We start from the raw sequence: 25,500 nt of genomic DNA on the forward strand, positions 1-25,500 counted from the left end.
CTATAGCAGTAAAATTACGATAAGTAGCCCCGCTAGTACCCCTAAGCTCTTAATCATTTTTTCATATTGCAGTTGTAACGCTTTCGCTTCTTCTTCCTCTCTCTCTAAATGTGTAATACATAATCGAATATGTTTTTGTTGTGATTCACGATCATGTTGTCCAAGTGTTTCACCAAATTGCTGCAAGATTTCATACTCGGTTTGTTGAAATGCGGTTAACTTCCAATTCTCTTTCAAACTTTCTATCCAAGCTTCCCTTACTGTTTGTTCCCCGTTTTTTAGTTTTTTGGCGAAACTTTGAAATATCCAATTTAATGGCTTGGGCATTTGTTTAACTAATCGTTCGGCGGCTTCAGATAAAGGTGTGTGCCCATACATAATTTCTGCCTCTAATGATTGGAGTGCCGATTTTAATAGTCTAAGTTGCCGCGGCCTCTCACTATATCTTTTTGCGTATGAAAACCCGAAAAAAGTGCTGACCGCAACGATTAACACTGCACCAATTATTTTCACCATACGCCCCCAGCCTTTCGATTCGGTAGTGCTGGTTTTCCATATCTATCTTTCACTTGCATAACTGTTCCTGGGCCTCTTGCTTTTGATAACTCCACAAACCTATCAAATATGCCAAGCTCCAGCACTGCCTGTAGCGATGGACGTTTCACAACATCATCATAAGAAAACCCGTGTGCACTTATAAAAAGCTGGACCCCTGCATGCACCGCCTCCATAATTGCTTCACTATCTTCTTTACGTCCAATCTCATCTACGATCAAAACATCTGGACTCATAGAACGAATCATCATCATCATTCCTTCAGCCTTTGGACATGCGTCTAACACATCTACTCGTGTACCAAATTCATACTGAGGGATTCCTTTCACACATCCAGCAATTTCTGACCGCTCATCAACAATCCCCACTTTGCAAGAAGGAATTTTCGACGTACCAACCCCTTGACTCATGCAACGTGCTACATCTCTTAAAAGTGTCGTTTTCCCCGTTTGCGGCGGGCCAATTACCATCGTGTTTAACCATCTTGATTCATACAAATACGGCAAAAGCGGCTCAGCTATTCCTATTTTTTGACGAGCAATACGAATATTAAATGAAGAGACATCACGAATCATTTTCACTGTACTTTTCTCTGTAATGACTTTTCCTGCTAGGCCAATTCTATGTCCTCCTCGAAGTGTCACATACCCACGTTTCAATTCCTCTTCCATCGTATAAATTGAGAATTGACTTAACTTATTCAATAAGTAACTGGCATCTTCTGCTGTAGCGATATAGTCATAAAAAAACACCTCTCCATGCGCAATACACTCTAGCGGTCTTCCAATTCGAACACGAATTTCCTCTAAAGTATTGTATTGCTTACAACTTTCAACTAACTGTTTCATCGTTTTTGGTAAAACCTCTAATACTTCTTTCATAGGCTTCTCCCCACTATACTCGACTTACTATTTCAACAATGCGATAAAAATGCAGCCAATTCCAAGTGCCAGAAAAAAGAGTTTCAAGAAAGAAATTTCGCTCGCTACACTCGCTATGCCTATTGTCATTGTTAAAATTAATACGGTCGGTCCAACAAACGCCAACATACCATTTATAAACAATGCTTTCTTCGCATCATTCACGTAAAGCATAAGCAAAGCGGCGAATATTTCCGCGCTACCCGAAAACAACCGAAGTAACCCCATTACGAGCACGGATGTTTCCATTGCCGCTAGCCACTGTTTCATTCTCCCACCTTCTCCCGTAACGGTTACGAATTCTACATTCCAAAAAAGAATATATTTGTACAACCATATGCAGAGGTTGTCTATTTCAGAAGTAAAAACATAATTTTTCTCTAACACCTTTATTTAAATCTGAATATTCGTGTTTTTTTAATGGTATATTATGGTATATTTAATTTAAAAGGGGTATAGACGATGCAGCACGTTACTTTATTACCACTTGATTTACGCTATGCAAATGTGCTTTTTGAGCTATCAAGTGAACCACACGTAAAAAATGCATTAGGAATACAGGTAGAAAAAGTCGAAGACACGAAAGCATTTCTTCTTTTTGCAATAGAAGAAGAGCGCCAAAAGAAGTCTTTATCGAGAATGATTGTAAATGAAGAGAATGAAATACTTGGCCTCACCACACTTAAACATATTAATTATGAGAAGAAACAATCTCACATTGGTAGTTGGTTTGGCTATCCATATTGGGGCAAAGGGTATAATGAGGCAGCTAAAAAAGAAATCTTTAAAATCGCTTTTTTAGACTTACAACTTACATACGTATTCGCTGGTGCTAAAACGACTAACATTCGCTCGTTAAAAGCACAAGAAAAACTACCTTACATTTCATTGCATGTGAAAAGCAAGTTTCCAGGCGAACATGCTGCACTGGAGAAAGAAGTAAAGTCACCTTGCGTACTGCATGTCGTATCGCGTAAGAAATTTTTAAATTGGCTGGACGTACAAAATGAGGGGGGAAAATATGAAGGTTTTGAAAATTAGTTTAACAATTGTAGTAGAATTAGCTCTTATTTATCTTTTTTCATTATTGGTCGGTTGGTCATTTATAGAGACCTTTTTCCTTGGCAGTCTAGCAATATTTGCAATTATGTGGTTAATTATTATGAGTAACCATAGAAATAACATTACAGATCACGCAATAAGTAAAACATTAACTGGTGTTGAGACTGGTGAAATAAAACCATTTCAATTCATTTTCACACCATATATAGCGGGTACTCTTTCACTTGTTTTAGTTAGTTTTATTGTCACCGCAATTTATTATATGCCCTATTTTCTATAAAAAAAGCACTCGTGATAATCACGAGTGCTTTTTTACTATGCACGAGAAACGTATTTACCTTCACCAGTGTTGATGATAAGCATTTCGCCTTCGTTAATGAAGATTGGCACTTGTACAACAAGACCAGTTTCTAATGTAGCTGGTTTTGTTACGTTAGAAGCTGTGTCACCTTTAATACCAGGCTCTGTTTCTGTAACTTTTAATTCAACTGTGTTCGGAAGTTCAACACCAAGTACTTCACCTTGGTATGTCATAATAGATACTTCCATGTTTTCTTTTAGGAATTTTAATTCGCGCTCGATTTGGTTTTCACCAAGTTCGATTTGCTCATAAGTTCCGTTATCCATAAATACATGAGCCTCACCGCTCGCGTATAAGTATTGCATACGACGGTTTTCGATGTGTGCTTTTTCTACTTTTTCACCTGCACGGAATGTTTTCTCTTGAACAGAACCTGTGCGAAGGTTACGTAGTTTAGAACGAACGAATGCAGCACCTTTACCTGGCTTTACGTGTTGGAAATCAAGTACTTGCCAAAGGGCATTGTCCACTGAAATTGTTAAACCTGTACGAAAATCGTTTACTGAAATCATGTAAAAAAATCCTCCTGTGTATTACAAAATAATAAGTTCTTTTGGTGATTTCGTAATTACTTCATTACCTTCACTCGTTACAATGATATCATCTTCAATACGTACGCCGCCAATACCTGGAATATAAATACCTGGTTCTACTGTTACAGCCATACCTGGTTCAAGTACTGTATCAGAACGGAACGCTAAACCTGGCGCTTCATGGATTTCAAGGCCGATTCCATGACCAGTAGAGTGTCCAAAGTATTCACCATATCCTTTTTCCGTTATGTAATCACGCGTTAATGCATCTGCCTCGCGGCCTGTTAAACCAGCTTTAATACCGTTTACACCACGTAATTGTGCTTCTAAAACGACATTATAAATTTCTTTTAATTTATCAGATGGTTCACCGACTGCAATTGTACGAGTAATATCAGAACAATACCCTTTGTAATAAGCGCCGAAGTCTAATGTAACGAAATCTCCTGTTTCTATCACTTTTTCAGATGCCACGCCGTGCGGTAATGCCGAACGAAGACCTGAAGCAACGATAATATCAAACGAAGAAGATGTTGCTCCTTGTTTTCTCATGAAAAATTCAAGTTCATTTGACACTTCAATTTCAGATACTCCCGGGCGAATGAATGATAGAATATGCTCAAAGGCAGCATCTGCAATCTGTGCAGCTTCCTTTAATATCTTAATCTCTGAATCAGTCTTTATCAAGCGTAACTTTTCTACAAGCCCAGAAGTCGGGATAAATTCAGCTTCGATCGCCTCATTATGCGTTACGTAAGAGCTATATGTAAGAGTATCCTGCTCAAAGCCAAGCTTTTGAATTCCAAGTTCTTTCACTTGCTTTGCAACTTCATCAATAATTAATCCTGCATGCTGCACGATTTCATATCCAACAGCTTGTTTACTAGCCTGCTCTACATAACGAAAATCCGTAATAAATTGAGCACGCTCTTTTGAAATAAGTACAACTCCAGCTGTTCCAGTGAAGTTAGCCATGTATCTACGACTATGTTCATTTGTTAATAAAATACCGTCGATACCAGCCTCAGCAAATGCGCTTCTTAATCTTTCGATTTTCTCCATGACTTTATGCCTCCCTTAATTTCTCCATTAATGCAAATAACGCTAACTTATAGCCATAAAAACCAAATCCAACAATTTGTCCTGCACAAACAGCCGCCGTCACAGATTCGTGACGGAACGATTCACGCTGGTGAATGTTAGAGATATGTACTTCAATAACAGGAATCGAAATGCTCGCAATTGCATCTCGAATTGCATAGCTATAATGCGTAAATGCTCCAGGATTTAAAATGATCCCTTCATATATATCTTCAGCCTCATGAAGACGATCGATAATCGCACCTTCATGATTCGATTGGAAACATTCTAACTCCACTCCCATTGTTTTTGCTTCTTGCTTTATATCTGCTTCAAGTGTCGCTAACGTGCCCTTTCCATATACATTTACCTCACGAACACCGAGGCGATTTAAGTTAGGACCGTTTACGAGGAGTAACTTTTTCATATTCTTAAAACTCCTTAATATTAAATATCTATACAACATTTTAACATAGGAGTTACTTATTTGAATAGTTCGTCTTCTCTTCTCCTTCTTGCTCCGCTTTATTACTATTTACTGCGTAAGAAACAGAGTATGCAATAAACACACCATACAATATAAAAATACATATTGTCGTCACAATCGTCTCTTTCGGCAAATTGAACGCACTTTTAATAACAGGTGCCATTAAACCCATTCCGAAAAACAGTAACGCCCACCAAAATAGCCCATAAATAATCCCTGGAATGATTCCTTCAAATTTCGCCAAAAACGCTTTATACAAAAAGGAAATCAAAATTGAAAGAAGTCCCATGCAAACAATTCCTGACAGATTGCCCCATATCCCTTCTTTCCAACTCCCAAACGCAAATGGTAACAGTAAATAATTAGGTCCCGCTTCCGTGAATGAAAATATATGAAGGAAATACCATATTCCTCCCCAAAAAATTCCACCAAACAAACCGATTTGCACATAATTCCTTGTTCCTAATTGTTCTTGACTCACATCAACACCTCCGCTTAATAGTATGCCCGAAACTATTTTGAAGCATGTTTAAATACTGCGAAATTTGTCTATAAAAAGAATAAGAAATGTCCGACTCTCGTAACATTTTCTCTTGTCATATACTTGTATTTGTCGATAAAATAAAGGAAACTCGGTGATTGTCTTATTTCAAAACGACAGAACCCAGTATGACAATTGCCTCTTTTTCTACATAAGAGAGAAACAAATACAGGTTGGTGTTAACATGGCAGAAGAGTCAAAACAAATATATGGCGGGCAAGCAGTCATAGAAGGAGTTATGTTTGGCGGTAGAGAATATACTGTTACAGCGGTTCGTCGTAAAGATAAATCGATTGAATTTTATCGATTACCACGCGTTCGTAATAAAGCATTATCTATCCTAAAAAAAATTCCATTTTTACGAGGTATTGCCGCCATTGTGGACGCAAGTGCGAATGGAGCAAAGCATTTAAACTTCGCTTCAGAACGATTTGATGTCCACCCAGAAGATGATGAACAAATTGCAAATAAAAAAGAAGAACAATCAAAATTAACGATGGTATTAGGAGTTGCAGCAGTTGGCGTTTTATCTTTCATATTCGGTAAAGTCATTTTCACAGCAGTTCCTGCACTATTAGCTGAATTAACGAGACCGATTTTCCCATCTCATACAGGGCAAATCATTGTCGAAAGTGTCATTAAGCTCATGCTACTATTGAGCTATATATACTTTATTTCTTTAACCCCACTTATTAAACGGGTATTTCAGTATCACGGTGCAGAGCATAAAGTAATCAATGCTTATGAGAATAATCTTCCTATGACTGTAGAAAACGTCCAAAAGCAAACCCGCCTCCATTATAGATGTGGTAGTAGCTTTATTATATTTACAGTCATTATTGGAATGTTTGTTTATTTCCTCGTTCCTACAGATCCACTTTGGGCACGAGTAATAAACCGAATTTTATTAATTCCAGTCGTTCTCGGCATTTCGTTTGAAGTACTACAATTTACGAATCGATTGCGAGATATTCCTGTATTACGCATACTTGGATATCCCGGATTATGGCTGCAACTATTAACAACGAAAGAACCAACAGATGATCAAGTGGAAGTAGCTATTGCATCGTTTGAAGAATTATTACGTTTAGAAAACAAACAATAATTATTTAAAAATGGTGTTCAACTCCTCTCCTCATCGTTAATATACTAATTTTAATATATGTTTTTAGGAGGTGTTCCTTATGAACGGTCGTTCGTTTACTTTCGCTATATTTGTGCTTATAATCGGATTAGCAATATTCGGCCTTGTTTCATCTGTAATTACAAATCCAATGGGTGTATTAAGAAATATCGGGTATATGTTACTTGTTGTCGGTATCTTTTACTTGCTATACAAGATGTTTACTAATTCCAGTGGTTCTGCAAATTCGCAAAGCTCATATAAGCGCGCTGCAAAACAATCGAACCGCAAACATGGGAAACAAAATGTAGCACCCCTAAGCAATTCATTCTTGAAACGAAATACTTCTGATGACAAGGGCAAAAAGGGTAATTCTCCATCGTTGAAACGAAAAAGAAAACAATCTCATTTAACTGTCATTGAAGGTAAAAAGAACAAAAAGAAAGACCGTGCTTCCTTTTAGGAAATACGGTCTTTCTTTATACTTTCAAGCACTTCTTTCAAAGTTTTATCTATCATACTTTCAATTCGAAGGTGATGATTTTCAAATGGTAAATTTCTTGTCACATCATTTGGAACAACGACGCATTTTAATCCTGCCGCAACCGCTGCTTTCAATCCATTTAATGAGTCTTCAAATACAACAGCTTCTGATGGTTCAATTCCTAATTCCTCTATTGCAATTCGATAAAGTGCTGGATCTGGTTTTACCTTCTCAACATCTTCTCTCGTTTTAATTACTTCAAAATAATCTCGAATCTGTAGATCTTCTAAAAAACGAACAACCCATTCTCTAGATGAACTAGAAGCTAATGCGATTTTCAATCCCATTTCTTTCGCTTCTTCTAAATATTCTTTTACCCCATCACGCGCTTCTGGTATTTTCATTTTCTCTTTATGTAAAGTCGTCACCTTTTCTTTTAGTGCACGCTCGTTAAACTTTTCTTTTAATTGTTCCTTTAAATATGTATAAAGTACATCATCTGTCGTTCCAATACATTTCGCAAATTCCTCTAAAGGTAACTGTCCGCCGTACTCACGAACAGCATCTCTGAAAGAGTGAAACCATATTGTTTCTGTGTCCACAATTAATCCATCAAAATCAAAAATAATTGCTTTCATAATTCTCCCGTCCTTTTCAATTGAAATAAAAAAGGAAACGCCATCCGTTCCCCTTAATTACTTTTCTCTTCATTTGCTTTTTGAACACCACGAAGTGTTTCTACTCGAACCTCATCTTGTTCAAAGTATTGTACTAAATCACCGATACGGTCAATTGCTTCCCAACTTAAATGATGTTCAATCCCTTCAACATCATTGTAAATCTTGCTTTCATCCAAACCAATAATACGCATAAACTGCTCTAGCAAGTCATGACGATATACGAGACGTTCTCCGATTTTTTTACCTTTTGATGTTAATACAAGCCCTCTATATTTTTCATAAATTAGATATTCATCTTTGTCTAATTTTTGCACCATTTTTGTTACAGAGGATGGATGTACACTAAGCGCTTCAGCAATATCAGATACGCGGGCATAACCCTTTTCATCAATCAACAAATAAATTTGTTCAATATAATCTTCCATACTAGGGGTAGGCATCGGTTTCCTCCATCCAATTTCATTTTGCTTATTCCGAACGAAGCAATCAATAAAATGATACACCAGAAAGAATAACGTGACAAGGTAGAAACGAGCCTAAATCTACAAAAGAGAAAAGAACCCGCATTCAAATACAAGTTCCTTTCATGTGAAATATTGAATTTCTGCGTCAGGAAAAAAGTGACGAATATATCCTCGAATCGTTTCCTCCAATACTTCTGCATCATCTTTTTTATAGACGTATTTCCCAATACCGTATCGTCCCCATTTATATTTCCGCTTCTCTTCGTCCATTTCAAGTTTCGTATTCGGATAACGCGCTTGAATGACCTTTTTTGCCGGCTTCGTAAAGCGATGCTGAATTAATTCAAACGTTAAATTTGGTATCACCATATCTTTCAAGGCATTGTATAATCTCTCAAACAATTCACGATACCCCTCTTCCCATCCTTCATGCATATAAAGTGGCGCAACTATAAAGCCAAGTGGATAATTAGCCCCTGCCACTTTACGAGCAGCCTCAATTCTCTCTTCGAACGGCGATGTCCCCGGTTCAAAATTTTTAATCACATAACGTGAATTAATGCTAAATCGAAAACGCGTTTTCCCATTATGCTTTGCATCTAATAAATGATCAACGTGCGAATATTTCGTAACGAAACGTAAACGCCCATGCTCACTTTCTCCCATAAATTCGATCGTCCGCTTTAAAGCATGCGTTAAATGATCAATTCCAACGATATCTGATGTACACGCCGCTTCAAATCTTGTTATTTCTGGTGCCCTTTCATCCATATATTGCTGTGCCTTCTCAAATATTTCATCTAGATTCACATATACACGAACGTAAGGTTTACTACCAAGCGTCGTTTGCAAATAACAATAATGGCAATGTCCCATACACCCTGTTGCAAGCGGAATTGCATATTCAGCTGACGGCTTTGACGTATCAAACTTTAATGTCTTCCTCACCCCAACGACAAGCGTTGCCTTTGCATTGCGATACTTTTGCAAATCATTTTCACCTGGCAAATTTCTAATTTGATTATGGGATGTCGTTTCACGAATTTCTAATCCCATCTTCGTAAACTTCTCATACAGCTCTTTTCCAAGTGGATATTCGAGTGCCTTCGGTTCAAAGTAAACAAGTTTTGGCATAAACGGTTTCATATACTTCCCTCCTCTCGTTAGTATGGAGAACACGGAAAAATTAAAACGCATTAAAGTTTTCCACTTCAGTAACTTGCGTTGCAAGTTACTGAATGTTATAATTTGGATAACAGCTACCTTGCAAGGCAAGTTACCTGAATAAAAGGTGGGGAAATCATGCACAGCCAAATGTTAAAAGGTGTACTCGAAGGTTGCATCCTATACATCATTTCGCAAGAAGAAGTGTATGGATATGAGCTGAGTACAAAATTAAATAAATACGGCTTTACATTTGTCAGCGAAGGAAGCATATATCCGTTATTGTTACGTATGCACAAAGAGAGGCTAATTGAAGGAACATTAAAAGCTTCCTCACTCGGTCCAAAGCGAAAATATTATCATGTAACCGATAAAGGAATAGAACAGCTTGAAGAATTTAAACAAAGCTGGGGAATGGTTTCGACAACGGTGAACAACTTATTACAGGGAGAGTGATAGGGATGAATGCGCAAGACATGATGGAATTGAACAACAAAAAACGCGAACTTCTAACATTTGAAAACGAAGCTTCTTATGGCGATATGCTAGTATATCTTCGGTTATCTAACGTACCTGAACAACAAGTAGAAGAACTATTATTAGAAATATTAGATCATCTCATCGAAGCACAAAGAGAAAATAAAAATGCTTATGATATTTTCGGCAATGACTTACAATCTTATTGTGATGAACTCATATCGGCTTTACCAGCTCAAACAAAGTTAGAAAAAACTTCTTTAATCGGTTTTGTTATTAGCTTACTTCTTGCTATACAGTTTGGAATGGATGCACTTGTTTCGACTTTCATTTTAATCTTCAGGAAAAATATCGAACAATTAAGCCCAGCTTTTAGCATCCCTGGAACCACTTTGTTCGTTTCACTTATTATACTAGGCATTCTTTTCATTTTATATTTATTAAAGCGCTATTCCTTTGATCAAAAGATGAATTGGAAAAGAAGGATTCTATTTGGATTTGCATTTGCTACTCCATTTTGTTCAGCTGTATTTTTAAATGTCTATTTTAAAAAACAACCTTATCTCATTTACCACCTAACCTTTTGGCAAAACGCCTTAATTGCTATCTTATTTTTCATTTTATATAAATTACTATACAAAAAGTCAAATTTTTAACAGCCTTTCAAAAGGCTGTTTTTCTTCTGTCTAATTTTACAAATTGAAAAATTTCATAAAGAAAATAAGAAAAATGCAAAATAATTAAAGTTAATTGTTGACGTGATGCTTTTATTATCGGTATCATAAATCTTCGTGAGCAATTATTTTTCGTTATACGATTTTTTTATTATTACTGAATTTTTGAGAGGAGAAATTAGATGTCAGTTAAGAAGAAAACGCAAGTACGCACCGGCAAAATGGTACGTGAACTAATGTTAGCAGACGAAGATGTAAATGCTTCGCTAATTATGGTATACAGTGAAAACGGTGTAAACGCAGAAATTAAAATCGAGGGCTTAACGCCGAAATGTAACGAAGAATTATTTTTGAGCGGAAACGTGGATTGGAACAAGAGTGTTATTTATAAAATTGTTGATTTCACTGGAAACGCTGAAGTTGGTAAAGTTACATTATCAGCGATGAACAAAAACAATGTTTCTCTAGAAATAGAACGCGTTATGTGGAGTAAAGAAAATAAAGAGGCTGCTGGTCAAGAAGAAACACCGGTAGAAGCCACACCGAAAAAAGAAGTAGTTGTAGAAGCTCCAAAAGCAGTTACACCTGCTCCTAAACCTATTACGCGTGTAGAAACACCTGCTATGGCCCCTAAGCCTACTCCGGTACCGACGCCGAAGCCAGTAAGCGTAGAAGCAGCTGTAGAACTAACTACTCCAGCACCTGTGAAAAAAGTAGTCCCTACTTCAGTTACAAAGCAAGAGACAGTACCGGTTGCTCCAGCAAAACCGAAACAACCTGCTTTGACTGAAACAAATTCAAAACTACAAGAAAATTATGTGAAACTCGTGAAAAAGACAATTGAAGTTTGTCAAGATTACGAGCTTGGCATCGACATAGATGATTCTATTGAAGGCTTAAAAGAAGAACTACAAAGCCAAGGTATTAGCGTTACATTCGACAAAGAAATTATGGACGTTGTAAATCGCCTTCGTTCTTTACAAGATAAAGGAATCAAAGTAGAAAAAGTACTTAATTTACTATAAAAAAATAAGAGATGGCAATTGCCATCTCTTATTTTTTATAATTCCATTCCTTACTTTCATACTTTTCTTTTGCTAACGTTTGAACTTCATGTAACTGTTCTTCTGTTAATTCATATGGCACAAGCTCTATATCCAATCCTTTTTCAAACCCAACCTCGAACGCTTTAATTAACTGTTCGATCGTAAATGTACGGTCTGTCAATTTATTAATTGCTACCGCTTTAGAAGAAAACATACTTTTCATACGTTCTTTCACACGTTCATTTGGGAATAAAAATAGGTCGTATAGTTCGTCTAAATCTATTTCTAACGGAATCGATCCGTGCTGTAAAATAACACCTTTTTGACGTGTTTGAGCACTACCTGCGATTTTTCTTCCTTCAACTACAATTTCATACCAAGATGGCGCATCAAAACATACTCCTGAACGCGGATTTTTTAAATTCTCACGATCCGCCTCTGTTTTCGGAACTGCATAATACGCTTCTAATCCTAATGCCTTAAAACCGTCCAATAAGCCTTGCGAAATAACGCGGTATGCTTCCGTAACTGTTTTTGGCATATTTGGATGATCTTCAGACACAATAACACTGTACGTTAATTCTTTGTCATGTAGTACACCCCTGCCGCCTGTTTGACGACGAACGAACCCATATTTCTTTTCGTTAACTACATCCATATTTATATCTTTTTCAACACGCTGGAAATACCCGACTGTTAATGTTGGTACTTCCCATTCATAAAAACGAATTGTTGGTTGCATCTTCTTTTCACTTTGCCAATTTAATAAACATTCGTCTAACGCCATATTAAACGCTGGTGAACATTGACCAGAGTTAATATAACACCATTTTTCTTTTCCCATCCTACACCTCATATAACCAATTATTTTTCACATTCTCTAGTCTACCAAATTCGACAAAATTTGTGAAAGAATACGAAATTTCTCCTTATATACAAATGAATCTGTTGCATAAATACATATGGGCATTATAATATTGAAAGTAGGATAAGAAAAAAGGGAGCGATAGAACCGTGTCAACAACTTGGATTATTTTATTAGCCGTAATCGTAGCGTTCATCGGTTACACTGTATGGATGTATTTCTATCAGAAAAAATTAATTAAAACTCTTACAGAAGAAGAATTTCGCGCTGGCTACCGTAAAGCACAGCTTATCGATATTCGCGAAGCAGACGAATATAACGCAGGGCACATTTTAGGTGCACGTAACATTCCGTTATCACAAATTCGCCTTCGTCATAAAGAACTTCGCCAAGATCAACCTGTTTACTTATACTGCCAAAGCGGATTCCGTACAGGCCGTGCAGCTCAATACTTAAAAAAACAAGGTTACAAAGATTTCTACCAATTACAAGGTGGATTTAAATCTTGGACAGGTAAAATTAAAAAGAAATAACATACAAAAACTAGCTGCATGCTGCAGTTAGTTTTTTATTTCATATTGTTTGCAATGTAATATAGATTCTTTTTTATTACATCTGCATCGTTCTCTTCTACATTACGATATAATAACTGATATTCAATCCCCTTTTCTTTCCATAGAAGCGTAGCAAATTCCTCTCCTCTCTCGAAGTCATCTTTATTTTTAAAATAAGCAGACGCTCCATTATTCAATTTCATTTGTTCTTGAAATCGCTTTTCTTCTACAAAATCCGGAAAACTGTAAGGGAAATTTGCAACAGTTAGCTCAATATACTCATGTCTACCTTGCTCCTGTTGTTTATATTTAATCGTTAAGACAGCATTCTTCTTTTCAATCGTTCTCACTTCACCCAACACATCACTCGTAATGTCATATGGTAAAAAGGTAGGAACTTTAAATTTCGCCGGAAAATATTTTGGAAGTTCTTTTAACGGAATCGGATCCGTAACGCGATCTGTAGCCCCACCTGTTGTTCCCACAAATGTTTTTTCTTCTTGCATCGTTTGCTGAAATGAACATGAGCTAAGTAATACACTAGAAAACACGAAACAAATGATTCCTTTTTTCAATTTGTTTCCGCCCTTTCATACCGCCCTCTTAACGAACAAAGCGTTTATATGTTGTTCATATTCGCTTGAATGCCACACTCCACCTTTGAAAACTTTCCTCGTTATTCTCACACATTTTGACAAAACTGCTTTCAAACAAACAGAAAGACTTCGCTATTCTTACGCCCAAACGAAATGGTTACGCGAATAACAGAAGTCCTATTTATAACATAGATTGTGAAAAGCTTTTCAGGTCAAGATTTTTTCATTCTACTTATTTTCCCTTTATAATAAGTAAAGAGGTGATGCATATGGCCAATATAAAACAAATCGCTAAAACTGCTGGTGTATCTATATCAACCGTTTCCCGTGTCTTAAATAATCACCCTTACGTAAAAGAAGACAAACGGAAACGAGTTCTAGAGGCGGTTGAAGAATTAAACTACGCAAAAAATATAAATGCTATTCATTTAATAAAGGGGAAAACATATACAATCGGGGTTATGCTCCCTTTCATTAATGTCCCTTACTTCAGTACCATTATTGAAGGAATCGGAAACGAAGCGTTAGCAGCTGGATATCACATTAATTTATGCCAAACAAATTACGATAGTATTGAAGAAATTCGTGTTCTTGAAATGATGAAAATGAAACAATTTGACGGGATGATTATTTGTTCTCGAACGAGTTCATGGGAACAAATCGAACCTTTCGCAAAATTCGCCCCTATTATTTCATGTGAAAAAATGAACCACCCCCTCATTTCATCTGTCTACGTAGATCATTATGAAGGATTCCGGCTCGGTACTGCATATTTACTAAGTAAAGGCCATGAAAAAATCGGAATTTGTTTAGCAAGAAAAACGAGTGTAAATTCTATGGAACGTGAAAAAGCGTTTGCTGATACACTTCATAACGAAGGTCAAACGTTACATCCTGAATGGATTTTTCATCAATGCTATACAATGCAGGACGGAGCACAAATACTCCACCGTATTTTACATATGAAAAATCGTCCAACTGCTATTTTCACAGCGAATGACCAAGTAGCTGCCGGTTTATTAACAGAGGCAAAGAAACGTGGTGTTCGCGTCCCTGAAGATCTCGCTATTTTAGGATTCGATAACCATGAAATTTCAAAGGCGTTAGAAATTTCGACTATTGAACACCCTGGTCTTACGATGGGATCACGTGCTTTTACCTTATTCCATAAACAGATGCAGGACAAACAAATAACCGGGAACTCAGAAGAACTTCCATTCCATTTAATTGAGCGAAAAACAGTCTGAAAAGGAGCGTTAACTATAGCACTCTTTTTCAGCTTTTCACCTATTGACTTTGTGTTTTTTATCTCATATAATAAACCTAACGAACGGTAGGTAGGGGATGAAAATGACAGCAAATCGCATTAAAGCTGTAGCACTTTCTCATTTCGCACGCTACGGCTATGAAGGAACTTCATTGGCAAATATTGCCCAAGAAGTTGGGATTAAAAAACCATCGATTTACGCACACTTTAAAGGAAAAGAAGAGCTATATTTCATATGCTTAGAATCTGCTCTTCAAAAAGATTTGCAGAGCTTCACAGGCGATATCGAAAGCTTTTCCAATTCGTCCACTGAAGAATTGCTATTAAAATTATTAAAAGGCTACGCAAAACGATTTGGTGAAAGTGAAGAATCAATGTTTTGGTTACGAACTTCTTATTTTCCGCCTGATGCATTTCGCGAACAAATTATTAATAAAGCAAATGTACACATTGAAAACGTCGGAAAACTTTTATTCCCGGTATTTAAAAGAGCAAGCGAACAAGATGAACTGCATAACATTGAAGTAAAAGACGCCTTAGAGGCTTTTCTATGCTTACTCGACGGTCTTATGGTTGAACTACTATACGCAGGTTTAAATCGTTTTGAGACACGTTTAGACGCTTCTTGGAAAGTATTTTGGCGCGGACTTTCAAACTGACGGATTGCTCCTTTGCAATGCGTCGTTTTTAAGCCCTTTACCTAACGACTGGTAGGAAGGAGAAATGACATATGGCATGGATTTATGTAATCATCGCTGGTATTATTGAAATCTTTTGGGTGATTGGACTAAAAAAAGCGGAGGCACCACTTGAGTGGGCTAGTGTTGCTCTATTAATTACAATTAGTTTCGTCTTATTATTTAGAGCTTATAAAGATTTACCTGTCGGCACTGTATACGCAGTCTTCACAGGAATCGGAGCTGGCGGAATTGTTCTTACAGAAATTTTCATCTTCGGAGAACCTTTCTCTATCGTAAAAGTTTTATTAATCAGTTTAATCTTCTTCGGAGTAATTGGTTTAAAACGAGTAACAGAAGAAAAAGAAGCAAAGGAGGCCGCATAAAATGGCTTGGGTATTTTTAATTCTAGCTGGTATTTGTGAAATTATTGGTGTACTCTTTATGAAAGTAGCCACTGAAAAGAAAGGCTGGGCACCAAAAGTTATTTTAATCGCTAACTTCGGCGTAAGCTTCTTCTTCTTATCCCTTGCGATGGACACATTACCGATGGGAACTGCTTACGCGATTTGGACTGGAATCGGAACTGCCGGAAGTGCACTTCTAGGCATTCTTATTTTCCGAGAATCAGCGGATTGGCGTCGTCTTGCCTTCTTAAGCTGCATTCTATGCGGCGCTGTTGGCTTAAAACTATTAAGCTAACGTGAGGTGAATGTCATGTGGAAAGAAAAAGGAAAACAAATGTTAGCATGGATCACACTCGTGATCGCCATTCTACTGCAAGTAAGTTTTCATATAATAGAATGGTTGTTTCATAAAATATTATCCATTCTTACATTCCTTCCGAACATGACACTTGAAATTTTATCTATCGTTTGGTCAATTATTGCCTCCATTGCAATCGTAATTATATGGAGTATCGCCAAGCTATATAATAAGTTATTTAAAAAGGACAGTTACTCTGAAAAAGAGTAACTGTCCTTTTTTATATAGATTCAGACTTTCTATAGAAGTTTGATGTGATAAGACAAAGCAGACCAACTACGACAACACTCATACCAATCCCTTTATGCAAACTAGGAAATAGCGGTGGTATATCCGAATAAAAGTTTGCTAATATGCAACCACTTGAAACTAAAAGTATTCCTATTCTATATAACCATTTTCTTTTGTTCATCATTCTCCCTCCTAAAATTTTTCATACACTCCTTCCTTTTGGACATACTACCTAAAAAAGGAGTGGATCCTATGCAAAATTCTATACATAAACAGATCCTATTTTTATTTTTCCTCTTTCTCATTCTCATTATCGTTTTCAGCTTTATATTACATACTCCAAAAGATGTTGTACCGAATAGCCTCTCTGTTTATAAACTATTACTTTCACATTGTCGATATTGAAGAAGGTGCCTTTTATGAGGCACCTTTTAAAATTCTCTCTTCTCATACAATTTCATTGAAACGAAGGCAGATACTATGAACATGCATATTGAACTAACGAATAATAAGCCGTTATATAGTTGGATTTGTTCCAGGTTGATTTCAAAGAACATAGTACAAATGGCTGTCGGTGCTATTAGTATGAAAAGCGTAATAAAAATAGCTTTTTTATATGCTAGCCAAAATGATATCGGTAAAACAAAGCTTAAATATATTAAAATAAAGCTAATACTAGCAATCATTGTCGTTTCAATAAATTCAAATAGGTTAACCCCATTCTTCATCCCCATCGTGAAACAACCGACCATTACACTTATAAAAAGAATAATAATTGCTACTATATATTTCGCATACACAATTTGTTTTCTCAATATTGGTAAACTATTTACTATAACTTCACTCTCATTTTTACTATCTGCTTCAAATGTTTTTACTGTTGCCCCAATTGTAATAATTACTGACATAATTATGAACAGATTTTTCGTATCTGTTAAGGCTATATAAAAGAAAATGGGATACAGTATGTACCAAATTAAAAATTTCCATTGAATGATGAAATCTTTTAAAATTAATTGCTTAATCATGTATTACACCTCCTAAGATGAAAATGCCCCTTCTATAACTCTGCCTCCTGAAACATTTTCATTGAGAGTAACATTGATATGACTATACTTACTAACACTCCGATACCAAGAACACTCATCGCTACTGTAGCATCCTCAGAGTGAAGTACTTTTAACATAATTGTTTTATCACCAAAAACATTACACATAAGGCCAATCATACCCATTAAAGGAAAAAACATAATCACATTCAAGACAGTAATAGCTTTATATCCCCCAATGTAATTAGTAGGTATCGTTACTACACAATAAATCAAAGTTGCTACTATTGCTGAAAATACTGCATATCCAGGCATAACTATATCCCTGTCCAATAAAATATTTCCTAATATTACGACTATAAAAATTGCACTCAAACCAGCCATAATAAATAATGTGCTTGAAATATATTTAGCTATAATTATCTCTTTTCTCGTTATAGGCAAACTTACTAGTACTTTTTCTGTTTTACTTTTCTCTTCATAATAAAAAGAAATATATATAATCGTACTACATGTTATAAATAATCCTATTGCAACCCCCATTGGTTGGACGGGATTTCTAAAAACAGATAAAATAGGCATTAAAAAATAGAAAGGAAACATCTTCTTCTGTAAGAAAAACTCCTTCAAAATCAACTGTTGCATATGAATTCTCCTCTCTATAAATCACGGGCTCCATAAATTTTAATTGTTAGAAACATAGAAGCGATATATACACTAGCTAATATAATTCCTCCAACTATAAATAAGCTAAGATGTGATGGATTCATAATCCACTCAATGAATGAAGGTGCTGTTGCGTTCAGCCCATCCCCTATAAATATCCATGCAATTCCAGCTACTGCCATCGATGCTCCTGACAAGATACTTCTTGCTACCTTTGATTTGGTTCCGTAATAACTAGGAAAAAACGCTGCAACAAAAACCAAAGCGTAAACAGCCCCATTTACTATTCCATACCACGGAATTTCAATATACAAATTAGGATGGTATGCACCGATATCATCAATAACAGCGACACCTCTTATAAGAAAAACAACTACCATAGTTGAGACTATCCCACCTACAATAAATATTGCACAGGAAATATATCTAGCAATTATGATATCCTTTCGACTTAACGGTAAACTATTTATTACAATGTCACTTTTATTCCTTTCATCCATATAGATTAGCGTCATAACGGAGGAAAGGGTTATAAATAGACAACTCATCGGAAATAACAATTCACTCCCGGGCTCAAGTAAAAAGAACATAAGGGGCATAATAAGATTCACTAACCAAGTTACCCGAAAAAAGAACAAATCTTTATAGATGAGCTGACGCATAGGCACCTCTCCCTTTCGCAGTGTAAACGATAATATCATCTAATGTAGGCTTTTCTAGTACAACCTCATTTCCAAACCAATCGATAATTACTTGTTTATCCTTCGCTAAACCTTCAAAACCAAATTTATTTTTTCGTAATCCAACAAATAGCTCTTTTCCTTCTCGATCCAATAAATCATTACTTCCCTTTACGATTACGTAGCTCTCCATTAATTCATCTTTCTCACCAGTAAATATAATTTCCCCATCGTTGATAAACGTAATATAATCTGCGATGCGCTCTAAGTCTGTTGTAATGTGCGTTGAGAATAATACAGATACTTCATCTTCCATTACAATTTCTTGCAATATATCAAGCAATTCACTTCGAACAACTGGGTCCAATCCTGCTGTTGGTTCATCCATAATAATAAACTCTGCATGATGCGAAAGCGCGATAGCAATCGCAAATTTCATTTTCATCCCTTTAGATAACTCTTTAATTTTTTTATACTTTGGAACTTGTAATCTCTCCATATACGATTGATACTGACATTCGTCCCACTTTTTATATAGCGGTGCAATAATACGCTTCATTTGTTCACACGTTAAATCTTCGTAGTAATGATTTTCATCATATACAAAGCCGATATTTTGTTTTATTTCCTTTTCTGCTTTCTTATTGTCCTTGCCAAAAATTTGTATATCGCCGCTCTCTTTTCTAATTAAATTCATAATCATTTTGATCGTCGTACTTTTCCCAGCACCATTCGGTCCGACAAATCCCATAATATATCCACGTGGCAGCGTAAAACTTATATTTTTCACTGCAAAATCTTGATATCTTTTACAAACGTTTTTTAGCTCTAACATTCCTTATTCCCCCTCATATAAACACGCAATCATCTGCTGTAAATCTTCAAGTGAAAGCTGCAACACTTTACTTTCTCTCACAATTTCTTCAGCCCTACTTTCCAATAAACGTAAGCGCTGTTCTTTTAATAGTTCATTGTTTTTACGTGAAACATAAGTCCCCTTCCCAGCAACAGTTTCTATATATCCTTCTTTTTCAAGTTCCTCGTACGCACGCTTCGTTGTAATTACACTAATTTGTAATTCCTTCGCTAAGCTACGAATAGACGGCAGTTGGTCTCCCCCCTTTAAACCACCATTTAAAATAAGCTGGCTTAATTGTTTCCTTATTTGTACATAAATAGGGTCTTGGGAAGAATTCGAAATAATAATATTCATGTTTTCCTCCAGTGTGTATATACTGTATATATTTTATATATACAGTATATACACACCATCCTATTTTTGGCAAGAAAAAAAGACCAACATTTTCCTGTTGGTCTTTCGTATATGTATCACTTTTCAAAGCGATCTAACATTTCGTCTCTCATTCCGAAACTAACAACCGCAATTCCTACATACATAAACAGAAGGAATGCCGGATGAACTGTATTGTACCAGCTGCTATCAACAATTAAATAAATCGTTAACGCCACAACAAGAACAAACGCTAAAATAAACATATAAAAGTGTCTTGTACTACCCATGATAAACTCCTCTCTACTCTCTGCACCATTCAACAGTATATTTTATCGAATAATTCGATATGACTCAAGGTTAACTTTCTTTTATGTAATCAAGTTCTACCTTTACAATGTCCTCACATGCTATTGAAATGATTGTTCCTTGTTTATCAATCGCCGTCACTTCTCTATTATCCATTACACGATGTGCTACTCTTTCTAACACTTTTCCTTGGTCTCGATAGCAAAATTCTTTTACATCTTTAATTGTTTCTCCATTTTCTAAATGGTATACCATTCTATAACATCGATATCCCACACTTTCACCCCCGCCTTGCTCGTTTTTTCACATATACATAAAAATGAGTAATTTTTGCCTCATCACATCTTCTTAATTTCAATAAAATTCTAACAAAAATAAATACTTTTATCAAACCGACTTTTTCAACAAAACTACCTATAAAACTACATCTTTACACCATTATGAAACAAAAAATATAAAGTTTTAACATTTTCTTCACTATTTCTGCATAAAGTGAAACTTTAATCAGTGGGGATTTTTGTTCATCCCCACTGATTATTAGCCTGCACCAATCGGGCATTTACAGACAGTTTATCTCCCACCTGGGTTCTTTGCACCAGCTAAGTTTTGAGTTGGGAGTTTTACTGTCCACAAATAGCGGGACAAATTCTCCAAACAAAAAAAAGAACCCGCATGTAGCGAGTTCTTTTTTATTCTAATCAAACTTGTACAGGAGCAAGCTTTTCATAACGTAAAACAGGTTTACGAGCAGCCATCGTTTCGTCTAAACGTTTAATAACTGTAGTGTGCGGTGCTTCTTGTACAACTTCTGGATTTTCTTCTACTTCTTTAGCGATTTGAATCATCTTATCAATGAAACCATCTAATGTTTCTTTTGATTCTGTTTCTGTCGGTTCAATCATAATACATTCTTCCACATTTAATGGGAAGTAAATTGTTGGTGGGTGGTAACCGAAATCAAGCAGACGTTTTGCAATATCTAATGTACGTACACCAAGTTTCTTTTGACGACGACCTGATAATACAAATTCATGCTTACAATGTCTATCGAACGGAAGATCATAGAACGGTGCTAATCTTCTCATCATATAATTCGCATTTAATACAGCATACTCAGTTACTGCACGTAGTCCATCTGGACCCATAGAACGAATGTATGTGTATGCACGAACGTTAATGCCGAAGTTACCATAGAATGGTTTCACACGCCCAATTGCCTCTGGACGATCGTAATTAAAGTGGTAGCCATTTTCCGTTTTCTCTAAAATTGGTTTTGGTAAGTACGGAATTAAATCAGCTTTCACACCTACTGGACCAGAACCTGGACCACCGCCGCCATGCGGACCTGTAAATGTTTTATGAAGGTTTAAATGTACAACGTCAAATCCCATATCTCCTGGGCGCGCTTGGCTTAATACCGCATTTAAGTTTGCACCATCATAGTATAATTTACCGCCTGCATTATGGACGATTTCAGCCATTTCTAAAATATTTTCTTCAAATAGGCCTAATGTATTTGGATTTGTTAACATAAGTGCTGCTGTTTCTTCGTTTACAACACGTTTTAAATCTTCTAAGTCAACAAGACCATGTTCATTTGATTTTACTGTAATTGTTTCAAAACCAGCTACAGTTGCAGATGCTGGATTCGTTCCGTGAGCAGAATCAGGAACAATTACTTTCGTACGGTTAAAGTCACCATTTGCTTCATGGTAGGCACGAATTAACATTAAACCTGTCCATTCTCCGTGTGCACCAGCTGCTGGTTGTAATGTAACAGTATCCATACCTGTAATTTCAATTAAATGCTCTTGTAAGTCGTACATTAATTCCATTGCACCTTGCACTGTCTTTTCATCTTGAAGTGGATGAATATTTGCAAATCCTGCAAAACGAGCTACGTTTTCATTAATTTTCGGATTATATTTCATCGTACAAGATCCAAGTGGATAGAATCCAGAATCAACGCCGTGGTTACGGTTTGAAAGTGCTGTATAGTGGCGCATAATGTCAAGTTCAGATACTTCTGGTAGCTCTGCATCTTCTACACGAATATAATCACTCTCAAATACATCTTCTAGTTTCACTTCTTCTACATCTAATTTGGGTAAGCTATATCCTACGCGTCCTTCTTTAGTCACTTCAAAAATAAGTGCTTGGTCTTGGTTCTTCATTGGATAGCCCCCATTTCGTTTACAAGTGTGTCAATTTCCTCTTTTGTACGAAGCTCAGTTACTGCTAACAGCATATGATTTTCTAATTCTTTATAATCACGGCCTAGATCATAACCACCGATAATATTCTTTTGTAGTAATACGTCGTTTACTTCTTTCACTGGACGTTTGCAATCTACAACGAACTCATTGAAGAACGGTCCAGCAAATGTAGCTGTGAAGCCTTTCGCTTCGAATTGACGTTTTGTATATTGTGCTTTAGAAATATTTTGACGCGCCATTTCTTTCACACCTTGTTTTCCAAGTGCCGTCATTGCAACAGAAGCTGCTAATGCATTTAACGCTTGGTTTGAACAAATGTTAGATGTCGCTTTGTCACGACGAATATGCTGTTCACGTGCTTGTAGCGTTAATACAAATCCACGTTTACCATCTGAATCTACCGTTTGTCCGACAAGACGTCCTGGAATTTTACGCATAAATGCTTTCGTTGTTGCAAAGTAACCACAGTGTGGTCCACCAAACTGTGTTGGAATACCGAATGGTTGTGCATCACCGATTACAATGTCAGCACCGAATTTCCCTGGTGGTGTTAATGCGCCTAATGATAACGGATTTGAAGAAACGATAAATAATGATTTTTGTTGATGAACGATTTTTTCAATATCAGCTAACTTTTCAACTTGTCCGAAGAAGTTTGGATATTGAACGATTACACAAGCAACTGTATCGTCTACTTCGCTTTGTAATACGTCTAAATCTGTTACACCATCTTTATGATTAATTTCAACAACTTCTAGATGTTGACCTTTTGCATAAGTTTCAAGTACTGCTCTTGATTCTGGGTGCACTGCACTAGATACAAGAATTTTCTTTTTACGAGTATGGCCAGCCGCTAACATTGCCGCTTCAGCTAAAGCTGTACCTCCGTCATACATAGAAGAGTTTGCTACATCCATTCCTGTTAACTCACAAATCATTGTTTGGAATTCAAAGATTGCTTGTAATTCCCCTTGTGAAATTTCTGGTTGGTATGGCGTGTAAGCTGTATAAAACTCTGAACGAGAAATAACATGATCAACAATTACTGGAGCATAATGATCGTATACGCCTGCTCCTAAGAAAGAAGCATATTCTTTTAAATTAGCATTTTTACCAGCCATTTGAGATAGCTCTTTTAAAAGCTCTGGCTCTGATTTTGCTTCTTTAATTTTTAAATCCCCTTTAAAACGAACACTCTCTGGAATATCAGAGAATAATTCGTCGATCGTTTGAACGCCGATCGTTTGTAACATTTCTTTTTTGTCTTCTTCTGTCATTGGAAGATAACGATGCAACATGAAATCTACCCCTCTCCCCGTTACTTTGAACGTTTATAAAATGGTGTTGGAACAACTACTGCTTTGACGCGTTTATTACGAATTTCAATTTCTACTTCTGTATCAACTGCTGCGTATTTTACATCAATTAGTGCTAAACCAATGCTTTTCTTTAACGTTGGAGATTGTGTACCACTCGTTACTTCCCCGATTTTTTCTTCTCCCACAAATACAGGGTAATGCGTACGAGGAATACCGCGTTCGATTACTTCGATGCCGACTAATTTACGAGATGCACCGTTTTCTTTTTGCTCTTTTAACGTTTCTTTTCCAAAGAAGTCTGCTTCTTTGTTTGGTTTTACCGCAAAGCCAATTCCTGCTTCAATCGGTGTAATATCTTTTGATAATTCTTGTCCGTATAACGGAAGTGTCGCTTCAAAGCGAAGTGTATCACGAGCACCTAAACCACATGCCTTTAAACCCTCTTCTGCTCCAACTTCAAGAAGTTTCTCCCAAAGTTTTGCAGCATCTTCACTCTTACAGTAAATTTCGAATCCGTCTTCACCTGTGTAACCTGTACGAGATACAAGTGCAGGAATTCCATCTACAAGAATATCGTTTTTAAATTTAAAGAACTTAATTTCTTTCAAATCTTCTGACACAACTTTTTGTAAAATGCCTTCTGCTTTTGGTCCTTGAATTGCAAGCTGCGCAACTTCACTAGAAACATTGACTACTTTCGCATCGCCAATTACATGACTTGCTAACCATTCGTAATCTTTCTCGATATTTGATGCATTGATTACTAATAAATAGTCTTCTTCACCACGTTTGTAGATTAATAAATCATCTACTGTACCACCATTTTCGTAGCACATAGCTGTATATTGTGCGCCTCCTACCTTTAAGGTAGATACGTCATTTGTAACAACACGTTGTAAAAATGCTAAACTATCTACACCTTTTACCTCAACTTCTCCCATATGAGACACATCGAACAAACCTGCCGCTGTACGTACAGCTTCGTGTTCTTCTTTAATGCTTGAAAATTGAACTGGTAATTCCCAGCCACCAAAGTCGATTGTTTTCCCACCATACTTCGCGTATACATCAAATAACGGTGTACGTTGTAATGTAATCATGCTCTTTCCCCCTTATGCTCTGACAAATCAATAAAAGTTGCTTCCCATATCTAAACATTTTCATTCTGAAAAGATAGGATATACGGAATCTCACTATATTTTTTTATGAAAGCGTAAATAAAAAAGTACTTTCTTGGATAAAATACGAAAGATTCCACACATTTCACACCATTATCCTAACATCATTCGCTATATTTCATCAATATTCTAGCATAAAAAATAATTTAGAATTTTTCATTCTTAATCTTATTAAATACAACTTTTGAGATTTAATGCTTATTATTGTCTATCATATAGCCTTTAATAACGATAACAAAGCCTTCTT

The 25,500-nt window shown here is 36.3% G+C and carries 36 protein-coding genes; 13 read left to right on the top strand and 23 right to left on the bottom strand.

Going from position 1 to position 25,500, the window contains the following annotated elements; all coding sequences use genetic code 11:
• The 3 genes from spoIIIAB to JDS95_RS05525 are packed head-to-tail and all read right to left on the bottom strand — an operon-like array spanning position 1 to position 1,745.
• On the bottom strand, positions 1-516 hold the full coding sequence (gene spoIIIAB / locus JDS95_RS05515) for a stage III sporulation protein SpoIIIAB (protein WP_199690313.1): 516 nt from the start codon (positions 514-516) through the stop codon (positions 1-3).
• Positions 510-1,436 carry a stage III sporulation protein AA gene (spoIIIAA, locus tag JDS95_RS05520; protein WP_000665897.1) on the bottom strand — a complete coding sequence of 309 codons (927 nt, stop codon included), beginning with the start codon at positions 1,434-1,436 and terminating at the stop codon, positions 510-512. Before spoIIIAA ends, spoIIIAB begins: the two co-directional genes overlap by 7 nt.
• 27 nt (positions 1,437-1,463) lie before the next feature.
• Positions 1,464-1,745 (bottom strand): YqhV family protein, encoded by a 282-nt coding sequence (locus tag JDS95_RS05525; RefSeq protein WP_000816054.1) that lies wholly within the window; start codon positions 1,743-1,745, stop codon positions 1,464-1,466.
• A 192-nt stretch (positions 1,746-1,937) separates the two neighbouring features.
• On the opposite strand from JDS95_RS05525, the gene JDS95_RS05530 reads away from it, so the two are divergent.
• Together JDS95_RS05530 and JDS95_RS05535 are read left to right on the top strand one after the other, a co-directional pair.
• On the top strand, positions 1,938-2,516 hold the full coding sequence (locus JDS95_RS05530) for a GNAT family N-acetyltransferase (RefSeq protein WP_144467021.1): 579 nt from the start codon (positions 1,938-1,940) through the stop codon (positions 2,514-2,516).
• Positions 2,497-2,817: a hypothetical protein gene (locus tag JDS95_RS05535; protein WP_000866178.1), complete on the top strand. Its 321-nt coding sequence runs from the start codon at positions 2,497-2,499 to the stop codon at positions 2,815-2,817. Before JDS95_RS05530 ends, JDS95_RS05535 begins: the two co-directional genes overlap by 20 nt.
• Before the next feature lie 35 nt (positions 2,818-2,852).
• On the opposite strand, the gene efp is transcribed toward JDS95_RS05535, so the two are convergent.
• The 4 genes from efp to JDS95_RS05555 are packed head-to-tail and all read right to left on the bottom strand — an operon-like array spanning position 2,853 to position 5,479.
• On the bottom strand, positions 2,853-3,410 hold the full coding sequence (gene efp, locus JDS95_RS05540) for an elongation factor P (RefSeq protein ID WP_000626519.1): 558 nt from the start codon (positions 3,408-3,410) through the stop codon (positions 2,853-2,855).
• 21 nt (positions 3,411-3,431) lie between these two features.
• On the bottom strand, positions 3,432-4,493 hold the full coding sequence (gene pepQ, locus JDS95_RS05545; RefSeq protein ID WP_000411034.1) for a Xaa-Pro dipeptidase: 1,062 nt from the start codon (positions 4,491-4,493) through the stop codon (positions 3,432-3,434).
• A 4-nt stretch (positions 4,494-4,497) separates the two neighbouring features.
• A complete protein-coding gene (gene aroQ, locus JDS95_RS05550) occupies positions 4,498-4,938 on the bottom strand; it encodes a type II 3-dehydroquinate dehydratase (protein WP_000735139.1) in 441 nt (146 codons plus the stop codon).
• A 52-nt stretch (positions 4,939-4,990) separates the two neighbouring features.
• The gene (locus JDS95_RS05555; RefSeq protein ID WP_000076902.1) at positions 4,991-5,479 is read right to left on the bottom strand and encodes a YqhR family membrane protein; all 489 of its coding nucleotides are present in this window, start codon (positions 5,477-5,479) and stop codon (positions 4,991-4,993) included.
• A 244-nt stretch (positions 5,480-5,723) separates the two neighbouring features.
• Between JDS95_RS05555 and JDS95_RS05560 the strand changes: the two genes are divergently transcribed.
• Complete coding sequence (locus tag JDS95_RS05560) at positions 5,724-6,644, top strand: DUF1385 domain-containing protein (RefSeq protein ID WP_000797102.1); 921 nt, start codon at positions 5,724-5,726, stop codon at positions 6,642-6,644.
• A 79-nt stretch (positions 6,645-6,723) separates the two neighbouring features.
• A complete protein-coding gene (locus JDS95_RS05565; protein WP_001014465.1) occupies positions 6,724-7,125 on the top strand; it encodes an SA1362 family protein in 402 nt (133 codons plus the stop codon).
• Here JDS95_RS05565 and JDS95_RS05570 read toward each other — a convergent pair.
• The 3 genes from JDS95_RS05570 to splB all read right to left on the bottom strand — a co-directional run bounded on the left by JDS95_RS05570 (position 7,122) and on the right by splB (position 9,436).
• On the bottom strand, positions 7,122-7,784 hold the full coding sequence (locus JDS95_RS05570; protein WP_000643927.1) for an HAD family hydrolase: 663 nt from the start codon (positions 7,782-7,784) through the stop codon (positions 7,122-7,124). The two genes, JDS95_RS05565 and JDS95_RS05570, sit on opposite strands and share 4 nt — an antisense overlap.
• 53 nt (positions 7,785-7,837) lie before the next feature.
• The gene (gene mntR, locus JDS95_RS05575) at positions 7,838-8,266 is read right to left on the bottom strand and encodes a transcriptional regulator MntR (protein WP_001143071.1); all 429 of its coding nucleotides are present in this window, start codon (positions 8,264-8,266) and stop codon (positions 7,838-7,840) included.
• A 144-nt stretch (positions 8,267-8,410) separates the two neighbouring features.
• Positions 8,411-9,436, bottom strand: a complete 1,026-nt coding sequence (splB, locus tag JDS95_RS05580; RefSeq protein ID WP_000802126.1) for a spore photoproduct lyase — start codon at positions 9,434-9,436, stop codon at positions 8,411-8,413.
• A 156-nt stretch (positions 9,437-9,592) separates the two neighbouring features.
• Here splB and JDS95_RS05585 point away from each other — a divergent pair, with 156 nt between their 5' ends.
• The 3 genes from JDS95_RS05585 (at position 9,593) to JDS95_RS05595 (ending at position 11,630) form a co-directional block, all read left to right on the top strand.
• A complete protein-coding gene (locus tag JDS95_RS05585) occupies positions 9,593-9,910 on the top strand; it encodes a PadR family transcriptional regulator (RefSeq protein WP_199690314.1) in 318 nt (105 codons plus the stop codon).
• Between the two features lie 5 nt (positions 9,911-9,915).
• On the top strand, positions 9,916-10,587 hold the full coding sequence (locus tag JDS95_RS05590; RefSeq protein ID WP_199690315.1) for a DUF1129 family protein: 672 nt from the start codon (positions 9,916-9,918) through the stop codon (positions 10,585-10,587).
• 200 nt (positions 10,588-10,787) lie between these two features.
• The gene (locus JDS95_RS05595) at positions 10,788-11,630 is read left to right on the top strand and encodes a hypothetical protein (RefSeq protein WP_000111890.1); all 843 of its coding nucleotides are present in this window, start codon (positions 10,788-10,790) and stop codon (positions 11,628-11,630) included.
• Positions 11,631-11,658: 28 nt separating this feature from the next.
• Here the strand turns inward: JDS95_RS05595 and JDS95_RS05600 are convergent, their stop codons facing one another.
• A complete protein-coding gene (locus JDS95_RS05600) occupies positions 11,659-12,495 on the bottom strand; it encodes a lipoate--protein ligase family protein (protein WP_000514090.1) in 837 nt (278 codons plus the stop codon).
• 170 nt (positions 12,496-12,665) lie between these two features.
• Between JDS95_RS05600 and JDS95_RS05605 the strand changes: the two genes are divergently transcribed.
• Positions 12,666-13,049, top strand: coding sequence for a rhodanese-like domain-containing protein (locus JDS95_RS05605; protein WP_000108653.1), 384 nt, complete (start codon positions 12,666-12,668; stop codon positions 13,047-13,049).
• A gap of 35 nt (positions 13,050-13,084) precedes the next feature.
• On the opposite strand, the gene JDS95_RS05610 is transcribed toward JDS95_RS05605, so the two are convergent.
• The gene (locus JDS95_RS05610) at positions 13,085-13,621 is read right to left on the bottom strand and encodes a hypothetical protein (protein WP_002048959.1); all 537 of its coding nucleotides are present in this window, start codon (positions 13,619-13,621) and stop codon (positions 13,085-13,087) included.
• Between the two features lie 314 nt (positions 13,622-13,935).
• Between JDS95_RS05610 and JDS95_RS05615 the strand changes: the two genes are divergently transcribed.
• The 5 genes from JDS95_RS05615 (at position 13,936) to JDS95_RS05635 (ending at position 16,585) form a co-directional block, all read left to right on the top strand.
• Positions 13,936-14,913 (top strand): LacI family DNA-binding transcriptional regulator, encoded by a 978-nt coding sequence (locus JDS95_RS05615; RefSeq protein ID WP_001273955.1) that lies wholly within the window; start codon positions 13,936-13,938, stop codon positions 14,911-14,913.
• A 97-nt stretch (positions 14,914-15,010) separates the two neighbouring features.
• Positions 15,011-15,592, top strand: coding sequence for a TetR/AcrR family transcriptional regulator (locus JDS95_RS05620; protein ID WP_002005730.1), 582 nt, complete (start codon positions 15,011-15,013; stop codon positions 15,590-15,592).
• A gap of 71 nt (positions 15,593-15,663) precedes the next feature.
• A complete protein-coding gene (locus JDS95_RS05625) occupies positions 15,664-15,996 on the top strand; it encodes a DMT family transporter (RefSeq protein ID WP_199690316.1) in 333 nt (110 codons plus the stop codon).
• Position 15,997: 1 nt separating this feature from the next.
• The gene (locus JDS95_RS05630) at positions 15,998-16,312 is read left to right on the top strand and encodes a DMT family transporter (RefSeq protein WP_000312621.1); all 315 of its coding nucleotides are present in this window, start codon (positions 15,998-16,000) and stop codon (positions 16,310-16,312) included.
• 15 nt (positions 16,313-16,327) lie between these two features.
• Positions 16,328-16,585, top strand: coding sequence for a DUF3975 family protein (locus tag JDS95_RS05635; protein WP_000265397.1), 258 nt, complete (start codon positions 16,328-16,330; stop codon positions 16,583-16,585).
• Positions 16,586-16,595: 10 nt separating this feature from the next.
• Here the strand turns inward: JDS95_RS05635 and JDS95_RS05640 are convergent, their stop codons facing one another.
• The 11 genes from JDS95_RS05640 to gcvT all read right to left on the bottom strand — a co-directional run bounded on the left by JDS95_RS05640 (position 16,596) and on the right by gcvT (position 25,175).
• Positions 16,596-16,787 carry a hypothetical protein gene (locus tag JDS95_RS05640; protein ID WP_199690317.1) on the bottom strand — a complete coding sequence of 64 codons (192 nt, stop codon included), beginning with the start codon at positions 16,785-16,787 and terminating at the stop codon, positions 16,596-16,598.
• A 250-nt stretch (positions 16,788-17,037) separates the two neighbouring features.
• The gene (locus JDS95_RS05645) at positions 17,038-17,634 is read right to left on the bottom strand and encodes an ABC-2 transporter permease (RefSeq protein ID WP_000595332.1); all 597 of its coding nucleotides are present in this window, start codon (positions 17,632-17,634) and stop codon (positions 17,038-17,040) included.
• Between the two features lie 32 nt (positions 17,635-17,666).
• Positions 17,667-18,299 carry an ABC-2 transporter permease gene (locus tag JDS95_RS05650; protein WP_001186570.1) on the bottom strand — a complete coding sequence of 211 codons (633 nt, stop codon included), beginning with the start codon at positions 18,297-18,299 and terminating at the stop codon, positions 17,667-17,669.
• Positions 18,300-18,313: 14 nt separating this feature from the next.
• A complete protein-coding gene (locus tag JDS95_RS05655) occupies positions 18,314-18,982 on the bottom strand; it encodes an ABC-2 transporter permease (protein ID WP_001249432.1) in 669 nt (222 codons plus the stop codon).
• The gene (locus JDS95_RS05660) at positions 18,963-19,835 is read right to left on the bottom strand and encodes an ABC transporter ATP-binding protein (protein ID WP_000891283.1); all 873 of its coding nucleotides are present in this window, start codon (positions 19,833-19,835) and stop codon (positions 18,963-18,965) included. The genes JDS95_RS05655 and JDS95_RS05660 overlap by 20 nt, the downstream gene beginning before the upstream one ends.
• A gap of 3 nt (positions 19,836-19,838) precedes the next feature.
• On the bottom strand, positions 19,839-20,213 hold the full coding sequence (locus JDS95_RS05665; protein ID WP_001021360.1) for a GntR family transcriptional regulator: 375 nt from the start codon (positions 20,211-20,213) through the stop codon (positions 19,839-19,841).
• A gap of 116 nt (positions 20,214-20,329) precedes the next feature.
• Positions 20,330-20,521: a hypothetical protein gene (locus tag JDS95_RS05670; protein WP_000535934.1), complete on the bottom strand. Its 192-nt coding sequence runs from the start codon at positions 20,519-20,521 to the stop codon at positions 20,330-20,332.
• Positions 20,522-20,591: 70 nt separating this feature from the next.
• Positions 20,592-20,795, bottom strand: a complete 204-nt coding sequence (locus JDS95_RS05675) for a DUF3929 family protein (RefSeq protein WP_002039587.1) — start codon at positions 20,793-20,795, stop codon at positions 20,592-20,594.
• A 443-nt stretch (positions 20,796-21,238) separates the two neighbouring features.
• Entirely contained in the window at positions 21,239-22,714 is a 1,476-nt protein-coding gene (gcvPB, locus tag JDS95_RS05680; protein ID WP_000795710.1) for an aminomethyl-transferring glycine dehydrogenase subunit 2, read from the bottom strand.
• Positions 22,711-24,054, bottom strand: a complete 1,344-nt coding sequence (gene gcvPA, locus JDS95_RS05685) for an aminomethyl-transferring glycine dehydrogenase subunit 1 (protein WP_000903226.1) — start codon at positions 24,052-24,054, stop codon at positions 22,711-22,713. The genes gcvPB and gcvPA overlap by 4 nt, the downstream gene beginning before the upstream one ends.
• A gap of 20 nt (positions 24,055-24,074) precedes the next feature.
• A complete protein-coding gene (gene gcvT, locus JDS95_RS05690) occupies positions 24,075-25,175 on the bottom strand; it encodes a glycine cleavage system aminomethyltransferase GcvT (protein WP_000631761.1) in 1,101 nt (366 codons plus the stop codon).
• Between the last annotated feature and the right edge of the window lie 325 nt (positions 25,176-25,500).

The organism is Bacillus cereus group sp. N24 (assembly GCF_016483345.1).
In the GTDB taxonomy this organism is placed as follows: domain Bacteria; phylum Bacillota; class Bacilli; order Bacillales; family Bacillaceae_G; genus Bacillus_A; species Bacillus_A toyonensis.